The sequence below is a fragment of the Leisingera thetidis genome, from assembly GCF_025857195.1.
GTDB classification, from domain to species: domain Bacteria; phylum Pseudomonadota; class Alphaproteobacteria; order Rhodobacterales; family Rhodobacteraceae; genus Leisingera; species Leisingera thetidis.
The window spans coordinates 4,088,353-4,104,943 of record NZ_CP109787.1; the positions used below are offsets into that span (position 1 = coordinate 4,088,353).

Sequence of the window (16,591 nt, forward strand, 5' to 3'; positions counted from 1 at the left end):
CTCCTTTGCGGCTTTGGGCAAGGGTGGAGGCTGTCCAGTACCTTCCCTCCGCCGGTGTGATCCGGTTCAGGTTCAACGGGTGTCATCTCAGCGCTGCCGCGCACCCCGAGGTGGCGCGGACATTATGCCTCAGGCGCAGCAAACACAAGCCAAACTCAAAACATGGCCTATGGCTTCGGCAAACCCGACCGCTGCCGGCAAAGATCCCCTGTTCATCTGGCTGAAAAAATCCCGGGGGAGCCGCTGCAAACGGTTGGGGCAGCGCCCCCGGCCCGGTCCGCCGCACAGGAATCCTCTTGAGGGACAGGCCCCTGCCCGCTAAGCACGTCCCGCAAAGGAGACCGCGCCGCATGTCGATGAACAGCTTTGGACACCTCTTCCGCGTCACCACCTGGGGCGAGAGCCACGGGCCCGCACTTGGCGCCACCGTGGACGGCTGCCCGCCCAACGTGCCGCTGGAGCCGGAGATGCTGCAGCAGTGGCTCGACAAGCGCCGCCCCGGCCAGAACAAGAACACCACCCAGCGCAATGAGCCGGATGCGGTGAAGATCCTGTCGGGCGTGTTCGACGGCATGTCCACCGGCACCCCGATCCAGCTGATGATCGAGAATACCGACCAGCGGTCCAAGGATTACGGCGAGATCTCGCAAACCTTCCGCCCGGGCCATGCCGACATCACCTATTTCCAGAAATACGGCAACCGCGACTACCGCGGCGGCGGGCGTTCCTCGGCGCGTGAAACCGCAGCGCGGGTGGCTGCGGGCGGTGTTGCACGTGAAGCAATCAGGGCACTGGTGCCGGAGCTGGAGATCAAGGGCTACATGACCCGGATGGGGGAGCTGGAGATCGACCGCAGCAGGTTCGACTGGGACGCGATCGACCAGAATGATTTCTGGATACCCGATGCGGGCGCCGTGCAGGAGTGGGAAGACTACCTGCAAGGCCTGCGCAAGGCGCATGACTCGGTTGGCGCCGTGGTCGAGGTTGTGGCCCGCGGCGTCCCCGCCGGTATCGGCGCGCCTGTCTATGGCAAGCTGGACACCGATCTGGCCGCCGCGATGATGTCGATCAACGCGGTGAAGGGCGTCGAGATCGGCGAGGGCATGAATGCCGCATGGCTGAAAGGCTCGGAAAATGCCGATGAGATCTTCATGGGCGACGACGGGGTAGAGTATTCCTCCAACCACGCCGGCGGCATCCTCGGCGGGATTTCCACCGGCCAGGACGTGGTGGTGCGCTTTGCCGTCAAGCCGACGTCGTCGATCCTCACCCCGCGCAAGTCGATCCGCAAGGACGGCTCCGCCATCGAGGTGATCACCAAGGGCCGCCACGACCCCTGCGTCGGCATCCGCGCGGTGCCTGTGGCCGAGGCAATGATGGCCTGCGTGATCCTGGACCACCTGCTGCTGCACCGCGGCCAGATTGGCGAAAACCAGGGCCGGATCGGCTGAGGAGCAGGCTCTGATAAGGGCGTATTTCCTAATATTGCCAGCCGCGTCTGCCCCAGGTCAGGCAAAAGACGTCACGCATGCTCGCCTGCACATTGGCTGTGGTCTCCCAGCGCGGTCAGCACCTTGCAGCAGCCGCCGTTGCCGCCGTCGCATAGTTGGCTGATCCGCTCCAGTTCCGCCGCCAGCTGTTCCAGTTTGCGGATGCGCGCGCGGACATTGGCCAGCTGACTGCGGGCAATCCGGTCAGCCTCGGCACAATCATTGCCCAAGTTGCCGTCCAGCCCCATAAGCGCCCTGATGTCCTCCAGCGAAAACCCGAGATCGCGCGCGTGTTTGATGAAGCCCAGCGCATCAATGCCATCCTGCCCGTAACGGCGCTGGTTGCCGGCATTGCGGCCCGGCTCCGGCAGCAGACCGATCTCCTCGTAGTAGCGGATGGTCGGGACCTTGACCCCGGTGGCCTTGGACAACTGGCCGATGGAAAACATGCGCAAGACCTCTTGATGCTCTAGTGACTAGAGGCCTTACATTGATCCCGAATCAGGAATGAGGACAAGAGCAATGGCAGGCTGCTGCAACCACAACGCCCGGTTTGACGGGGTATCTGCGGACTACAAACGCAGGCTTTGGCTGGTGATCGCCATCAACGCAGGCATGTTCGCGGTGGAAATGGGCGCGGGCCAGCTATCCGGCAGCCAGGCGCTGAAGGCGGACGCGCTGGACTTTCTGGGCGATGCGCTGACTTATGGTATCTCGCTGGCAGTGATCGGTGCCACCCTGCGCACCCGGGCGCTAGCGGCACTGGGCAAGGGCATCAGCCTGCTGCTGATGGGGCTATGGGTGTTCGGCTCCACCGCTTATCAGGTGTTCTACGTCGGTGTGCCGCAGGCGCATATCATGGGCGTGATCGGCTTCATGGCGCTGGCGGCCAACCTGATCTCGGTGCTGATCCTGGCACGCTACAAGGACGGCGATGCCAACGTGCGCTCGGTCTGGCTGTGTTCGCGCAATGATGCGATCGGCAATGTGGCGGTGATGTTTGCGGCGCTGGGAGTCTGGGGTACGGGCACCGGTTGGCCGGACCTGATTGTGGCGGGGATCATGGCCGGGCTTTTCCTCAGTTCTGCCTTCCAGATCCTGGTGCAAGCGGTCCGTGAAAGACGCGAGGAAGAGACGCGCACAGCGGCTCATCAGCACTGAGGGCATAGAGATCCCTTAAACAAACAGCCCTGCGTATTCTTCGCGCAGGGCTTTCTTCTGCACTTTGCCCATAGTGTTGCGCGGCAGCGCGTCCAGCAGGATGATTTCCTTGGGCTGCTTGAACTTGGCCAGGTGGCCGGAAAGCGCCGCTTTGATGGCCTCGCCACTGGTGCCCTTTCCTTCCGGCACCACCACGGCCACCACGCCCTCGCCGAAGTCGGGATGCGGCACGCCGATCACCGCGCATTCCAGCACGCCAGGCAGATCGTCGATCAGGCTTTCCACTTCCTTGGGATAGACGTTGAAGCCGCCAGTGATGATCAGGTCCTTCTCTCGCCCGACGATCGTGACGTATCCATCCGCATCGGTTTTCGCCATATCACCGGTGACGAACCAGCCATCCGGCCTCAGCTCCTCGGCGGTTTTCTCCGGCATCTGCCAGTATCCCTTGAATACATTCGGCCCGCGCACCTCCAGCACACCAATGTCCCCTGGCGGCACTTCGGCACGGTCCAGCATCACCCGCGCCTCCACTCCTGGCAGCGGAACACCGACCGTGCCGGCCCGGCGGTCTCCATCGTAGGGGTTCGACGTGCTCATATTGGTTTCGGTCATCCCGTAGCGTTCCAGAATGCGGTGGCCAGTACGCGCCTCCCATTGCTCATGGGTGTCCACCAGCAAGGGCGCAGAACCGGAAATGAACAGACGCATATTCGCTGCACGCTCCCGGGTCAGCCGCTCTTCCGCCAGCAAGCGAGTGTAGAAGGTCGGCACCCCCATCAGCGCAGTGGCCGAGGGCATGGCTTCCAGGATGGCATCCGCATCAAAGCCCGGCAGAAACACCACCTGGGCGCCTGCAAACAGCGCCACATTGGTTGCCACAAACAGCCCGTGGGTGTGGAAGATCGGCAGCGCATGGATCAGCACGTCGTCCTTGGTGAACCGCCAATAGTCCCGCAAAGTCAGCGAATTGGAGGCCAGATTGTCATGGCTTAGCATCGCGCCTTTTGAGCGGCCGGTGGTGCCGGAGGTGTAAAGGATCGCCGCCAGATCACCCGCCTGCCGAGAAACAGGTTCAAACCCCGACTGGCCATCCGACAGATCACGCAAGGATCCCTGCCCCGCCGCATCCAGTGTCAGCACCTCCGCCTTCCCTGAGATGGCACTGATCTCCGCCAGCCGTGCAGGATCGCAGACCACCACCCGGGGCGTTGCGTCGCCCACAAAATAAGCAACCTCCGGCCCGGTATAGGCAGTGTTCAAGGGCAGGAAGATACCGCCGGCCATCACCGTGCCCAGGTAAGCTTCAATTGCCTGAATGGTTTTCTGAACCTGAAACGCCACCCGGTCTCCCGGCTGCACGCCTTGGCCCGCCAGCGCCGCCGCCATCCGCTCTGCCCCCGCAAACAGCGCGCCAAAGGTCACCGTGCCGCCGCCGGGAAGCCGGGCAAAGACATCCACCTCGCGCCCCAGGGAGGATTCGCGCAACTGGCGGATCAGGTGATTGGCGTCATACATTGGCGGACTCCTTGTTCTGGCGGCGCCATTTGCGCGCCTCGGCCCGCCGAAATCAAGCCATTGATCTTTGCGGCGCTTGGGCGCAGGGTCGCGCCATGGCGAAATCCTTAACATCGCATCGGCCTGTGCTGGCGGTCCTGCTGAAAGTGACCGCCATCGCGCTGTTCACCGCGCTGTCCGGGATCATCAAAGCCACTTCTGAAACTGTGCCTGCGGGGGAGGCAGTGTTCTTCCGCTCCTTCTTTGCGATCCCGGTTATCGTGGCGTGGCTGGCCGCGCGCGGAGAGCTGCGGCACGGGCTGATCACCAAGAAACCGATGTTTCACGTGTGGCGCGGGCTGGTCGGCACTTCGGCGATGGGCATGACCTTCATGGGACTGGCGCTGCTGCCGCTGCCCGAAGTCACCGCTATTGGCTATGCGACACCGATCTTTACCCTGATCCTGGCAGCAATGTTCCTGGGGGAAACCATCCGGCTGGTGCGGATATCGGCGGTGGCCATCGGGCTTCTGGGGGTGCTGATCATGATCTGGCCGCGGCTGGGCGGCGATCTGGAAAATGGCGCGATGCTGGGCGTGCTGCTTGTGGTCGGCGCTACGGTCGCCCGAGGATTCGTGCAGATCCACATCCGCCGCATGGTGCAGTCCGAGCACACCGCAGCGATCGTATTCTACTTCTCGCTGACCGCGTCCGGGCTGGCGCTGTTGACCGCGCCTTTCGGCTGGGTGATGCCAGATCCGCAAACGGCCGCGCTGCTGATCAGTGCCGGGCTGGTCGGCGGTGTGGCCCAGATCCTGGTTACCTCGTCCTACCGGTTTGCCCCGGCCTCGATGCTGGCGCCTTATGACTACGCCTCGATGATCTTTGCAATCATCATCGGTTACGTCTGGTTCGATGAATGGCCGACACTGGTGATGCTGGCGGGTGCTGCGCTGGTGATTGCCGGCAATGTACTGGTGATTTGGCGCGAGCACCGGCTCGGCCTGCGGCGCGGCAAGGCGAAGCCGCTGATTGACCCGAAGGGTGGATAAACAGGCTCTAACTGGACCACAAGCCCGCAATCATCGCGCCAAGCGCCACCACATGGATCAGCATGATCGCCCTGTCGTTCCACAGAACCCCAACCAGGAACCAGCCAGTGAGTCCGGCCAGGAACATATATATGTTCCAAGGATGCAGCCCCCAAGCAGTCGCGGAATAGCCGAGGATCTGGATGATCGACGCGGCCCATTTCAGAACGAAGGCCGGGTTGACCGCGACAGCGCCTGGCAGGGTCCGGACATCAGACTGCACGGGTCAGTCCCCCGTCCACGCGGATGTTCTGGCCAGTGGTATAGGCGGCATCATCCGAGGCCAGATAGGCAATCAGCGCCGAAACCTCGCGCGCAGAGCCGTAGCGCCCCATCGGGATGCGCGCCTTGCGGTCTTCGGTTTCGGGCAGGCTGTCGATAAAGCCCGGCAGCACGTTGTTCATCCGCACGCCTTGGGCCGCGAATTTGTCAGCAAACAGCTTGGTAAAGCTGGCAAGCCCGGCCCGGAACACACCAGAGGTAGGAAACAGCGGATCCGGCTCAAACACCGCAAATGTGGAGATGTTGATGATCGCCCCCTTGCCCTGCGCCGCCATGACCGGCGCCACCAGCCGGGTGGGGCGGATCACGTTCATAAGGTAGTATTCCATTCCCAGATGCCAGTCGTCATCGCTGATTTCCATGATGTCGCCTTTGGGTCCGTGACCCGCGGAATTGACCAGAACGTCGATCCGCCCCATCGGTCCATCGCCTTGTCCACCAGCGCCTGCAGGTCCATTTGCTCTTGGTTAGAGCCGGTATACCCCACCCCGCCCAGTTCCTGCGCCAGGGCCTCGCCTTTGCCCGAGGAGGAGAGGATGGCGACCTCATACCCTTGTTCATGAAGGTGGCGGGCGGCTTCCGCGCCCATGCCGCTGCCTGCAGCGGTGAAAAGTGCGACTTTGGTCATCTGCATACTCCTTTGCTTGCTCCCAGGATGGCGGACAAGGGCGCGCTTGACCAATCATGTCTCATCGCGCCAGACTGCAGAAAAACTACTGGCTAGGATCTGATGCGCCTGCCCAACCTCAATGCATTGCGAATGTTCGATGCCGCCGCCCGCCATCTGAATTTCGGCCGCGCGGCAGAGGAACTGCACCTGACCCAAGGCGCAGTGGCTCAGCAAGTGCGCCGGCTGGAGGCGGATCTGGGGCACAAGCTGTTCCACCGCCACGCACGCGGGCTGACACTGACCGATACCGGGCGCAGCTACCACACGCCGGTGAGCCAAGCGCTGGCGCTGATCCGCGGGGCAACAGACAAGCTGGCACCGGCGGTACAGCGGGTGACGCTGTCGGTGCCGCCCTCCTTTGCATCGAAATGGCTGGTGCCGAGGCTGCCGGAGTTCGAGGCCGCACATCCCGATATCGACCTGCGGGTGGTGGCAGAGGAGAGCCTGACAGATTTCAAGCGGGACGGCATCGACATTGCCATCCGCCAAGGCAGCAAGCCGCAGGACAGCGGGCTGAATTCTGTTCTGCTGTCGCTGGTGGACCTGGTGGCTGTGGCCCGGCCGGATTCGGCTCTAACACGGGACAAAACCTTGGAACTGGCAGACCTGGCCCGGCACACACTGATCCAGGACGGGCACAGGCACTGGGACCTTCTGCTGCGGCAGGAGGGGCTCACAGCAGTCGGTCGGGTCCTGCAATTCAACCAGACAGCGCTGGCGATGGATGCGGCCGTGAACGGCCAGGGTATCGCACTGGTGCCGCGCATATTCCTGGGCAGCCAGCCGCTGGAGATCCTGTGGCAGGCGCCGCGGCTGGAGGATCAGGGGTTTTACGTGCTGTGGCCCAGCGCACAGGGCCGGTCCAAGGCAGTGGTGGACTGGCTGCTGCGCCAATAGAGCTCAGACGGAGGGCCGTTTCAGTTTCTTCCGGCGCGCTGAGCGAGATCTCCGCCACTGCAACAGCCCCATTCAGCCACTAAAAGACCGCATCCACCCGGCAAAACCAAAGACAATAAGCTCCGCCAGGAAAGCGAGGCCGGCAATCAGGTCGACGGTCAGAAGAAGCTTGCAGGGCAGCACCCGGATCAGGCCGAGGTGGTGGCCGGTCAGCACCGTCAGAGTAAAGGCGGCGATGCCGGTCCCCACCAGCAGCCAAAACGCCAATGATTGCTTCCACCCAGGCCCAGCAGGCAGGACAATCCCATCAGGGCGATGGCCACGGGCAGTCGAGACAGGCATGGATGGTGCGGGCCACAAAACAGAGAGGCTTGGTCAGGCCCTTGCAACTGAGGGCATCTAGACCGCGGTTCGCAGTAATGGCCCCAGAACGGCTTGCTCAGACCGGACAGTGAATTTCCGGTCCTCCCGTAAATCCTGCAAATCGTTAAAACGAAGGAGGGCGCAGCCGTTCAGGCAGTCTTGTACAGCTGCCGGTAGGCCGATGGTAACATGCCCACCTGATTGCGGAACACGCGGGAAAAAGCCGCCTCGGAGGCATAGCGGTACGCCCGCCAGCACCGGGCAGCTTGACCTTCAACGCTCAAGACAGGCGCGGATCGCCTGGCCAAACAGCACCTCCGACAGCTTCAGCGCAATCAGGTCACCGCCAATACAGGCGGCGGCTCAGGTCATAATAACCCACATAGGCAATGCTCAGGTCCAGCGCATACCCGTTCCGCCATTGCGGGCACCAGCGCGCAGCTTGCCCCGGAATGGTTAATAAGCCATTTGCCAAACCAGGGAGCAGTACCGGGAAAAGTGCAGGGAATAGAGATCGGCCGCTATCCGCAGTGACAATCAGATGGCAACTCCTGCAAAGAAAACCCCCGCACGAAGGCGGGGGTTTTCAATCCAGTAAGGAAAGTAAGGGCGTTCGCTTACGAGCGGACCAGCTTTTCGTAGTCCTCGGCGATCTCGCGGGTCAGAGCGCCGACTTCGAACTTGTAGGGGCCGATTTCGCCGACCGGGGTCACCTCGGCGGCGGTGCCGGTTAGCCAGCACTGCTCGAACTCTTCCATCTCTTCCGGCATGATGTGGCGTTCGTGCACGGTGATGCCCTTGTCCTTGAGCATGCCGATCACGGTCTGGCGGGTGATGCCGTTCAAAAAGCAATCCGGCAGCGGAGTGTGAACCTCGCCCCCCTTCACAAAGAAGATGTTGGCACCGGTGGCCTCGGCCACATAGCCGCGGTAATCCATGAACAGCGCGTCCGAGCAGCCCTGCGCCGCCGCCTTGTGCTTGGAGATGGTGCAGATCATGTAAAGTCCGGCGGCTTTGGCGTGGACCGGAATGGTTTCCGGCGACGGGCGTTTCCACTCGGCAATCGCCAATTTGGCGCCCTGCATCTTGGCATCGCCGTAATAGGCGCCCCAGCCCCAGACTGCGACCGCCATCCGCACCGGGTTGGCGGCCGAAGCCACCCCCATGTCCTCGCCCGAACCCCGCCACACCAGCGCCCGCACATAGGCGTCCTGCAGGCCGGAGGCTTTCAGCGCCTCTTCCTTGGCTGCCTCGATCTGCTCCACCGTGTAGGGCATCGGCATGTCCAGCGCCTCGGCCGAGGCGATCAGGCGCACGGAATGCTCGCGGCTTTTGAAGATCTTGCCGTTGTAGGCGCGTTCCCCTTCGAACACCGAGGAAGCATAATGCATCGCATGGGTCAGGATATGCACCTTGGCATCCCGCCAATCGACCAGCTCCCCATCCATCCAGATCACACCGTCGCGGTCGTCATAACCTGCCATGCCGCACCCTCCTGAAACTCTGCGGGATTTCCATTTATTGCGCCAATTATGACCGGAGCGGACATAATATTGCGTCAAAGCTGCGATTCGATACATCTTCACCCTTGGAATGTCAACAACACTGACATAAACTGGCCGCCAGGACAGACGAGGGGGCACCAAATGCCTGAAGGCCGGACAGGGCAGGGATACGGCGGTGAAAGCCTGCTGTTTCTGACCGATGAGCAGCTGCGCCAGGGGATTGAGGCAATGTTTTTTGCCTACCGCGGCTTTACCGCCGATCCGGACCGGATCCTGGCAGAACTGTCCTATGGCCGGGCGCATCACCGGGCGATCCACTTCATCAACCGCTCGCCCGGCACAACAGTCAACAACCTCCTCAGCATTCTGGGAGTCACGAAACAGTCGCTGAACCGGGTGCTGCGCACGCTGATCGGCGACGGTCTGGTGGAAAGCAAGGTCGGCGAGCTGGACAAGCGCGAGCGGCATCTCTACCTGACCGATCAGGGCGCAGCGCTGGAGGCGACCCTGTCGGACGCCCAGCGCGCCCGGATGCGGGCGGCCTACAAGGATGCCGGCCCCGAGGCAGTGCAGGGCTTCAAGAAGGTGCTAGAGGCGATGATGGATGCCGACATGCGCCGCGCCTATGCCAAGCTGAGGGAAACCGGTGCATGAGCACGAACGATGCCCATCTGCTGATTGTGGATGATGACGAGCGCATCCGCGGCCTGCTGAAGAAGTTCCTGATGCGTTCCGGGTTTCTGGTGACTGCGGCGCGCGATGCCGCCCATGCCCGCCGGGTGCTGGCGGGACTGGAATTCGACCTGATCATCATGGATGTGATGATGCCTGGAGAAGACGGCATTTCACTGACCACCTCTTTGCGCGAAACCATGACCACCCCGATCCTGCTGCTGACCGCCAAGGGTGACACTGAGGACAGGATCGCCGGGCTGGAGGCCGGCGCGGATGACTACCTGCCCAAGCCCTTTGAGCCCAAGGAGCTTCTGCTGCGGGTCAATGCGATCCTGCGCAGGATGCCAGACACCGTGGCGCAGGAAAGCGCCCCAAAGGTTCTGCACCTGGGTGCCATCCGCTATGACATCGAACGCGGCGAAATGTGGCAGGGCGATGAGCTGATCCGCCTCACCGGCACTGAAAGCCAGCTGATGAAGATCTTCTCGACCCAGCCCGGCGAGCCGGTCTCCCGCACCAAGCTGGTCGAGGATCTGGGCCGCGACCGTGGCCAGGCGCAGGAACGGGCGGTGGATGTGCAGATCACCCGCCTGCGCCGCAAGATAGAACCGAACCCGAAACAGCCGCAATACCTGCAGACGGTGCGCGGCGCGGGCTATATGCTGGCGCCGGACTGAGCTGACAGGCCGGGAGCCGCTGTGCGGCGGTTTCAAGCCTCCGGCAGGGATATTTTCAGCCAGATGAACAGGGGATCTTTATGGCAACCGCTTTGATTACCCACGCAGACTGCTTGTCTCACGTGACACCGGACGGACACCCCGAACAGGTCGCACGCCTGGAACACATCCTGCACGCGCTGGAGCCCTTGGACCTGAAACGGGTCACCGCACCGATGGCCGCCGAAGATGACATCCTGCGCATCCACCCGGCCTCCTATCTCGCAGATCTGCGCAAGGCCTCCCCGGCCGAGGGCTGGGTCCAGATCGATGGCGACACCTTCATGTCCCCCGGCTCGCTGGATGCGGCCTTCCGCGCGGCCGGCGCGGTGGTGCGCGGCGTCGATATGGTGCTGGGCGGCGACGTGCAGAACGCCTTTGCCGCGGTCCGCCCGCCGGGGCACCACGCCGAGACCGATACCGCCATGGGCTTCTGCCTGTTCGGCAATGCGGCGCTCGCGGCCAAACACGCGCTGGACCATCACGGCCTGAGCCGCGTCGCAGTGGTGGATTTCGACGTGCATCACGGCAACGGCACCCAGGACCTGCTGTGGGACGAGCCGCGCGCCCTGGTGATCACCAGCCAGCAGATGCCGCTGTGGCCCGGATCGGGCCGCCCGGAAGAGGACGGTGCCCACGGTAATATCCTCAACATGCCGCTGGCGCCGGGGTCGGGCCGGGCGGAAATGCAGTCTGCCTATGAAACCCAGGCCTTTCCCCGCCTGCGCGCCTTCAAGCCGGAGCTGGTCATCATCTCTGCCGGCTTTGACGCCCATCAGGACGACCCGCTCGCCAGCCTGAACTGGGCCACCGCGGATTTCGCCTGGATCACCGCGGAACTGTGCAAACTCGCAAGTGAGCTCTGCGGGGGCCGTATCGTCTCGACTTTGGAAGGCGGATATGATCTGAACGCGCTGGCCGCCGCAACGCGCGCGCATGTGGAAGAATTGATGAAGGCACCGGCATGACTGAGACCCCCGTAGACCAGATGAGCTTTGAACAGGCGATGCGCGAGCTGGAAGGCGTGGTGGACCAGCTGGAACGCGGCGACGTGGCGCTTGACGCCTCGATTGCGCTCTATGAACGGGGCGCAGCCCTGAAGAAACGCTGCGAGGATGAGCTGAAGCGCGCCGAGGAAAAGGTCGCCGCCATCTCGCTGGATGCCAACGGCACCCCGACAGGCACCCAGCCGCTGGACGCCGGATAAGCCATGAGTGCCGAAGCCGAAGCCCGAACACGCCCCTTTGATGATGCGCTGAAGGACGCACAGGCCCGCATCCGCGCACATATGGAAATGCGGCTGGCGGGCAGCGACGATCTGCACGCCGCCATGCGTTATGCCGTTTCCGGCGGCAAGATGCTGCGCGGCTTCCTGGTGCTGGAGAGCGCCCGGTTGCATAGCGTGCCACAGGGGGCCGCCATCGAGGCCGCGCTCGCCATCGAATGCATCCACGCCTATTCATTGGTGCATGACGACCTGCCCTGCATGGACGACGACGACCTGCGCCGCGGCCAGCCCACCCTGCACCGGAAATGGGATGAGGCGATGGCGGTTCTGGCCGGCGACAGCCTGCAAAGTTTTGCCTTTGAATTGCTGGCGGACCCCAAGGTCGGCCCGCATGCACTGTCCCTGATCCGCGGTCTGGCGCAATCCTCCGGCAAGGACGGCATGGTCTCGGGCCAGATGCTGGACATCGCTGCGGAAACCGCCGCCGGGCCGCTGACGCTGGACCAGATCACCCGGCTGCAAGGCCGCAAGACCGGCTGCCTGATCGAATGGTCCGCCACCGCCGGCGCGGTGCTGGCGGGCAGCGATTCCGCCCCGCTGCGGCAATACGCACGGGCCTTGGGCCTTGCCTTCCAGATTGCCGACGACATCTTGGATGTGGAAGGCGATGCCGCAAAGGTTGGCAAGGCCGTGCGCAAGGATGCCGATGCCGGCAAGGCAACCTTTGTCTCGCTGCTGGGGCTGGCTGAGGCAAAAGCCCGCGCAAAGGATCTCTGCGCGGAAGCTTGCGCCGCGCTGTCCCCTTATGGCGAGGCGGCTGCAACCTTGAAGGAAGCCGCGCGTTTCGTTATTGCGCGCGACAGCTAACCCCGCGCGCCACGCCCCGGCTCCCTGCCCGGCGCAGCCCAAGGAGACACCATGCCCGACCGGCCCAATACCCCGCTTCTGGACCAGATCACGCGCCCGGCGGACCTGAAGGGGCTGACCGATGCGCAGCTGGTGCAGGTGGCGCAGGAATTGCGGCAGGAAACCATCGCCGCAGTCTCCGTCACCGGCGGCCATCTGGGCGCGGGCCTCGGCGTGGTGGAGCTGACCACCGCGCTGCACGCGGTCTTTGACACGCCGCGGGACAAGGTGATCTGGGATGTCTCCCACCAGTGCTACCCGCACAAGATTCTCACCGGACGCCGTGACCGCATCCGCACCCTTCGGATGAAGGACGGCCTCAGCGGATTCACCAAACGCTCCGAGTCGCCCTATGACCCGTTTGGCGCCGCCCACAGCTCCACCTCAATCAGCGCCGCGCTCGGCTTTGCCGTCGCCCGTGACCTCGGCGGGGTGATCCCCGAGGGCAATGGCGACGCCATTGCGGTGATCGGCGACGGCTCGATGTCGGCCGGCATGGCGTTTGAGGCGATGAACAACGCAGGCCACCTGGGCAAGCGGCTGATCGTGATCCTGAACGACAATGAAATGTCGATCGCGCCGCCGGTCGGCGCGCTGTCCTCCTACCTGTCGCGGCTTTACGCCGGCGAGCCGTTCCAGGAGCTGAAGGCCGCCGCCAAGGGCGCGGTCTCACTGCTGCCCGGTCCCTTCCGCGAAGGCGCCAAACGCGCCAAAGACCTGCTCAAGGGGATGGCCGTCGGCGGCACTCTGTTCGAAGCCCTCGGCTTCTCCTACCTCGGCCCCATCGACGGCCATGACATGGACCAGCTGCTGCCGGTCCTGCGCACGGTCAAGGCCCGCGCCACCGGACCGATCCTGATCCATGTGCTCACCAGGAAGGGCAAGGGCTACGGCCCCGCCGAGCGCGCCCGCGACAAGGGCCACGCCACCGCCAAGTTCGACATGGTGACGGGCGAGCAAAAGAAAGCGCCCAGCAACGCGCCCTCCTACACGTCGGTCTTCGGCAACGAGCTGGTGAAGCTGGCCGCCAAGGACGACAAGATCTGCGCCGTCACCGCCGCGATGCCAGACGGCACCGGCCTCAACCTGATGGCCGAACGTTACCCCTCGCGCACATTCGATGTCGGCATTGCCGAACAGCACGGCGTGACCTTTGCCGCGGCCCTGGCAGCCGGCGGCATGAAACCGTTTTGCGCGATGTATTCCACCTTCCTGCAGCGCGGCTATGACCAGGTGGTGCACGATGTTGCGATCCAGCGCCTGCCGGTGCGTTTCGCCATCGATCGAGCCGGGCTGGTGGGCGCCGACGGGGCGACGCACGCCGGCAGCTTCGACATCGGCTTTATGTCCAATCTGCCCGGCATGGTGGTGATGGCCGCCGCTGACGAGGCCGAGCTGGTGCATATGGTTGCCACCGCCGCCGCGCATGACGACGGCCCCATCGCCTTCCGCTACCCGCGCGGCGAGGGTGAAGGCGTTGAAATGCCCGAAACTCCGGAAGTGCTGGAGATCGGCAAGGGCCGGATGATCCAGGAAGGCAAGCGTGTCGCCCTGCTGTCCTTCGGAACCCGCCTTGGCGAGGTCCGCAAAGCTGCCGAAGCACTGGCCGCCAAAGGCATCACCCCGACAATTGCCGACGCCCGCTTTGCCAAACCGCTGGACCGCGATCTGATCCTGCAGCTGGCTGCTGATCACGAAGCATTGATTACAATCGAGGAGGGGGCAGTGGGCGGTTTCGGCTCCCACGTCGCGCAGATGCTGGCCGAGGAAGGCGTGTTCGACAGAGGCCTCAAGTTCCGGTCCATGGTGCTGCCCGATATCTTCATCGACCAGGCCAGCCCGCCGGATATGTATGAAGCGGCTGCAATGAACGCGCCGCAGATCGAAGCCAAGGTGCTGGAGGTTCTGGGCGTCGCGACAATTGGGGAAAAGCGGGCTTAACCCGCATTCACACCTGCTTCTTGTGGTTACTGGACTATAGGAAATCGCGCCCGCATTGGGTTTGCCTTGTGCTATCTGTACCCAGTTATTTTGCAGAAAAAACGGTAGATGCCCGCTGACGTGCTCTCGTTCAGCTTGCGAACATACGCTGCAATCTGGCCATCCCCCAGCATATAGACAGGCAGTTTTTCCAGATTCATCACGGCGAAATTCATCAGCATCGCCCGCTTGGCAAACACTGCGAAGCCAAAAACAACATCGATCTTTCGCGCAAAGGATTGCTGCTCCCACAGCTGATCCATGGCACCAGGAAACTGCTGGTTGATCCGCGCATAAAGCCGGCCCAGCGTCCGGAAGTCAATTAGCACAAAGACCAGATGCAGAATGCCCACCCGCTAGACCCCCGGCGGCTCCGCCGGGGGCACGAAACTCTCCATATCCTCAGCTTCCAGCACCGCCCGCAGCCCCTCGCGGTAGGTGGGATAGAGCAGCTCCACCCCCAGCTCTTCCTTGATCCGGCGGTTTCTGACCCGCTTGTTCTCGCCGTAGAAGCTGCGCGCCATGCGCGTCATGCCGGCCTCGTCAAAGGGCACCTCGGCCGGCACTGGCAGACCCAGAAGCTCCGCCGCATGGCCCAGCACATCCTGCGGCGGCGCCGGGTCGTCGTCACAGACGTTGTAAATGGCCCCGGGGCGGGGGTGCATGATGGAGGCCGCCAGCACCTGAGCGATGTCCTCCACATGAATGCGCGAGAACACCTGTCCCGGCTTGATGATCCGCCGCGCCTTGCCTGCCATCAGCTTGGCAAAGGGGCCGCGGCCGGGACCATAGATGCCGGCCAGCCGGAAAATTTCCAGCGGCAGGCCGGGGAGGGCTTGCCATTGGGCCTCAGCCCTGGCCCGCCAGTCGCCGCGCTGGCTGGAAGGCGCGACAGGCGTTTCCTCGTCCACCCAGGCGCCATCATGGTGGCCATAAACGGCGGTAGTCGACAGGTATCCAACCCATTCCAGACCTTCTGCCGCGGCAATCCGGTCTCCCAGCGCGGCCAGCACCGGGTCTCCCTCCGCATCGGGAGCGATCGAGTTCAGAATATGCGTCACCCCGTCCAGCGGCACCTCCTGCCCCGGCCAGGTAATCATCTCCACGCCCTCGGCCTCAACCGCTTCGCGCGAAGTGCCGATCACCCGCCATCCTTTCGCCAGCAGGCGTGGCGCAAGCGCCCGGGCAGTATAGCCAAATCCAAGACAAAGCAGCGTTTTCCTCATGGCTCCTAGATGCGTTGGCCGCGTCCGGGGCGCAAGGGTTGATTCGAATCTCCCCAGCGCCTTTGATGACCCGATGAAAAAACAAACACCCGGATTGTCTGATGCCTATGCGCTGAGCACGCCCGAGCATTCGCGGCGGCTCTATGCGGATTGGGCCGGCACATATGATCAGGATTTCGCCGCCGGGCAGGATTACCTTCTGCCCGGATTGACTGCCAAAGCCTTTGCCGCCGCCGGCGGAACAGGCCCGGTGCTGGACGTGGGCGCAGGCACCGGCCTCTGCGGGCAGGCCTTGCGGGCGCTTGGGGTTGAGCCCGTCGACGCCACCGACATCAGCGCTGCCATGCTGGCCGAGGCGCTTCGAAAGGACGTCTACCGCGACGTGATCGAGGCCAACCTGCTGGAAGGCATCCCGGTGCCCCGCGGTTCCTATCGCGGCGTGGTCTCTTCCGGCACCTTCACCCACGGTCATCTCGGGCCGGAGGTGCTGCCCGTTCTGCTGCGGGTGGCTGCGCCGGATACCTGGTTTGCGCTGTCGGTGAACACCAGATTTTACGGGAAAGCCGGTTTTGCCGCCGCCTTTGAAAGGCTGCGGCGCGGGCAATGGATCAAACACCTGACCTTGCCCGAGACGCGGATCTACGGCCCGCGGGCAACCGGCACGCACAAGGACGACACTGCGCTGATTGCCGTGTTCCAGAAGGTTTGACATCTTCCGCCAGCAGCAGGTCAAGGGAGGCGGAGCCTCCACGCGGCGCGCGCGGCTTGCCCATGCGGCGCGGTTGGCGGAAGCCGCAATGGAGCTGGCTGCCTGAAGAGCGGACCTGCTCCGCAAGAGCTTCTTGGCGGGACAGACGCCGCGCGGAGCGCGGCGCCCGGCCCAACTGAGCACGGACATCTTCAG

At 63.6% G+C, this 16,591-nt stretch carries 18 protein-coding genes, 1 pseudogene and 1 riboswitch; of the genes and pseudogenes, 11 read left to right on the top strand and 8 right to left on the bottom strand.

What is annotated here, in order from left to right; genetic code table 11:
- Positions 1 to 26: 26 nt before the first annotated feature.
- A riboswitch (TPP riboswitch) is annotated at positions 27 to 118 on the bottom strand.
- Positions 119 to 350: 232 nt separating this feature from the next.
- Positions 351 to 1,451: a chorismate synthase gene (gene aroC, locus OKQ63_RS19680; protein ID WP_264211707.1), complete on the top strand. Its 1,101-nt coding sequence runs from the start codon at positions 351 to 353 to the stop codon at positions 1,449 to 1,451.
- A gap of 71 nt (positions 1,452 to 1,522) precedes the next feature.
- Here the strand turns inward: aroC and OKQ63_RS19685 are convergent, their stop codons facing one another.
- Positions 1,523 to 1,939, bottom strand: a complete 417-nt coding sequence (locus OKQ63_RS19685; RefSeq protein ID WP_264211708.1) for a MerR family transcriptional regulator — start codon at positions 1,937 to 1,939, stop codon at positions 1,523 to 1,525.
- 73 nt (positions 1,940 to 2,012) lie between these two features.
- Between OKQ63_RS19685 and OKQ63_RS19690 the strand changes: the two genes are divergently transcribed.
- Positions 2,013 to 2,651: a cation efflux transmembrane domain-containing protein gene (locus OKQ63_RS19690; protein ID WP_264211709.1), complete on the top strand. Its 639-nt coding sequence runs from the start codon at positions 2,013 to 2,015 to the stop codon at positions 2,649 to 2,651.
- 15 nt (positions 2,652 to 2,666) lie between these two features.
- Here the strand turns inward: OKQ63_RS19690 and OKQ63_RS19695 are convergent, their stop codons facing one another.
- Positions 2,667 to 4,169: a malonate--CoA ligase gene (locus OKQ63_RS19695; protein WP_264211710.1), complete on the bottom strand. Its 1,503-nt coding sequence runs from the start codon at positions 4,167 to 4,169 to the stop codon at positions 2,667 to 2,669.
- A 95-nt stretch (positions 4,170 to 4,264) separates the two neighbouring features.
- Here OKQ63_RS19695 and OKQ63_RS19700 point away from each other — a divergent pair, with 95 nt between their 5' ends.
- Entirely contained in the window at positions 4,265 to 5,200 is a 936-nt protein-coding gene (locus tag OKQ63_RS19700) for a DMT family transporter (protein WP_264211711.1), read from the top strand.
- A 7-nt stretch (positions 5,201 to 5,207) separates the two neighbouring features.
- Here OKQ63_RS19700 and OKQ63_RS19705 read toward each other — a convergent pair whose 3' ends face one another.
- Positions 5,208 to 5,462, bottom strand: coding sequence for a DUF6552 family protein (locus OKQ63_RS19705; RefSeq protein WP_264211712.1), 255 nt, complete (start codon positions 5,460 to 5,462; stop codon positions 5,208 to 5,210).
- Positions 5,452 to 6,155 (bottom strand): annotated as a pseudogene (locus tag OKQ63_RS19710) (SDR family oxidoreductase). Before OKQ63_RS19710 ends, OKQ63_RS19705 begins: the two are co-directional and overlap by 11 nt.
- A 96-nt stretch (positions 6,156 to 6,251) precedes the next feature.
- Here OKQ63_RS19710 and OKQ63_RS19715 point away from each other — a divergent pair.
- Positions 6,252 to 7,088, top strand: a complete 837-nt coding sequence (locus OKQ63_RS19715) for a LysR substrate-binding domain-containing protein (protein ID WP_264211713.1) — start codon at positions 6,252 to 6,254, stop codon at positions 7,086 to 7,088.
- Positions 7,089 to 7,160: 72 nt separating this feature from the next.
- Here the strand turns inward: OKQ63_RS19715 and OKQ63_RS26175 are convergent, their stop codons facing one another.
- Both OKQ63_RS26175 and OKQ63_RS19725 read right to left on the bottom strand, forming a co-directional pair.
- The gene (locus tag OKQ63_RS26175) at positions 7,161 to 7,355 is read right to left on the bottom strand and encodes a hypothetical protein (RefSeq protein ID WP_350356290.1); all 195 of its coding nucleotides are present in this window, start codon (positions 7,353 to 7,355) and stop codon (positions 7,161 to 7,163) included.
- Between the two features lie 713 nt (positions 7,356 to 8,068).
- A complete protein-coding gene (locus tag OKQ63_RS19725) occupies positions 8,069 to 8,935 on the bottom strand; it encodes a branched-chain amino acid aminotransferase (RefSeq protein WP_264211714.1) in 867 nt (288 codons plus the stop codon).
- A 162-nt stretch (positions 8,936 to 9,097) separates the two neighbouring features.
- Here OKQ63_RS19725 and OKQ63_RS19730 point away from each other — a divergent pair, with 162 nt between their 5' ends.
- From OKQ63_RS19730 to dxs, 6 genes are all read left to right on the top strand, one after another.
- Positions 9,098 to 9,610: a MarR family winged helix-turn-helix transcriptional regulator gene (locus OKQ63_RS19730; protein ID WP_264211715.1), complete on the top strand. Its 513-nt coding sequence runs from the start codon at positions 9,098 to 9,100 to the stop codon at positions 9,608 to 9,610.
- Positions 9,607 to 10,308, top strand: a complete 702-nt coding sequence (locus OKQ63_RS19735; RefSeq protein ID WP_264211716.1) for a response regulator — start codon at positions 9,607 to 9,609, stop codon at positions 10,306 to 10,308. The genes OKQ63_RS19730 and OKQ63_RS19735 overlap by 4 nt, the downstream gene beginning before the upstream one ends.
- 80 nt (positions 10,309 to 10,388) lie before the next feature.
- Positions 10,389 to 11,315 (top strand): histone deacetylase family protein, encoded by a 927-nt coding sequence (locus tag OKQ63_RS19740; RefSeq protein WP_264211717.1) that lies wholly within the window; start codon positions 10,389 to 10,391, stop codon positions 11,313 to 11,315.
- Complete coding sequence (locus OKQ63_RS19745; RefSeq protein WP_264211718.1) at positions 11,312 to 11,554, top strand: exodeoxyribonuclease VII small subunit; 243 nt, start codon at positions 11,312 to 11,314, stop codon at positions 11,552 to 11,554. Before OKQ63_RS19740 ends, OKQ63_RS19745 begins: the two co-directional genes overlap by 4 nt.
- 3 nt (positions 11,555 to 11,557) lie before the next feature.
- Positions 11,558 to 12,442 (top strand): polyprenyl synthetase family protein, encoded by an 885-nt coding sequence (locus OKQ63_RS19750; protein ID WP_264211719.1) that lies wholly within the window; start codon positions 11,558 to 11,560, stop codon positions 12,440 to 12,442.
- A gap of 51 nt (positions 12,443 to 12,493) precedes the next feature.
- Positions 12,494 to 14,422 carry a 1-deoxy-D-xylulose-5-phosphate synthase gene (gene dxs / locus OKQ63_RS19755; RefSeq protein WP_264211720.1) on the top strand — a complete coding sequence of 643 codons (1,929 nt, stop codon included), beginning with the start codon at positions 12,494 to 12,496 and terminating at the stop codon, positions 14,420 to 14,422.
- Positions 14,423 to 14,493: 71 nt separating this feature from the next.
- On the opposite strand, the gene OKQ63_RS19760 is transcribed toward dxs, so the two are convergent.
- Together OKQ63_RS19760 and OKQ63_RS19765 are read right to left on the bottom strand one after the other, a co-directional pair.
- A complete protein-coding gene (locus tag OKQ63_RS19760; protein WP_264211721.1) occupies positions 14,494 to 14,814 on the bottom strand; it encodes a hypothetical protein in 321 nt (106 codons plus the stop codon).
- 3 nt (positions 14,815 to 14,817) lie between these two features.
- Positions 14,818 to 15,687: an SDR family oxidoreductase gene (locus tag OKQ63_RS19765; protein WP_264211722.1), complete on the bottom strand. Its 870-nt coding sequence runs from the start codon at positions 15,685 to 15,687 to the stop codon at positions 14,818 to 14,820.
- Positions 15,688 to 15,760: 73 nt separating this feature from the next.
- Here OKQ63_RS19765 and OKQ63_RS19770 point away from each other — a divergent pair, with 73 nt between their 5' ends.
- Positions 15,761 to 16,396 (top strand): class I SAM-dependent DNA methyltransferase, encoded by a 636-nt coding sequence (locus tag OKQ63_RS19770; protein ID WP_264211723.1) that lies wholly within the window; start codon positions 15,761 to 15,763, stop codon positions 16,394 to 16,396.
- Positions 16,397 to 16,591 lie beyond the last annotated feature (195 nt).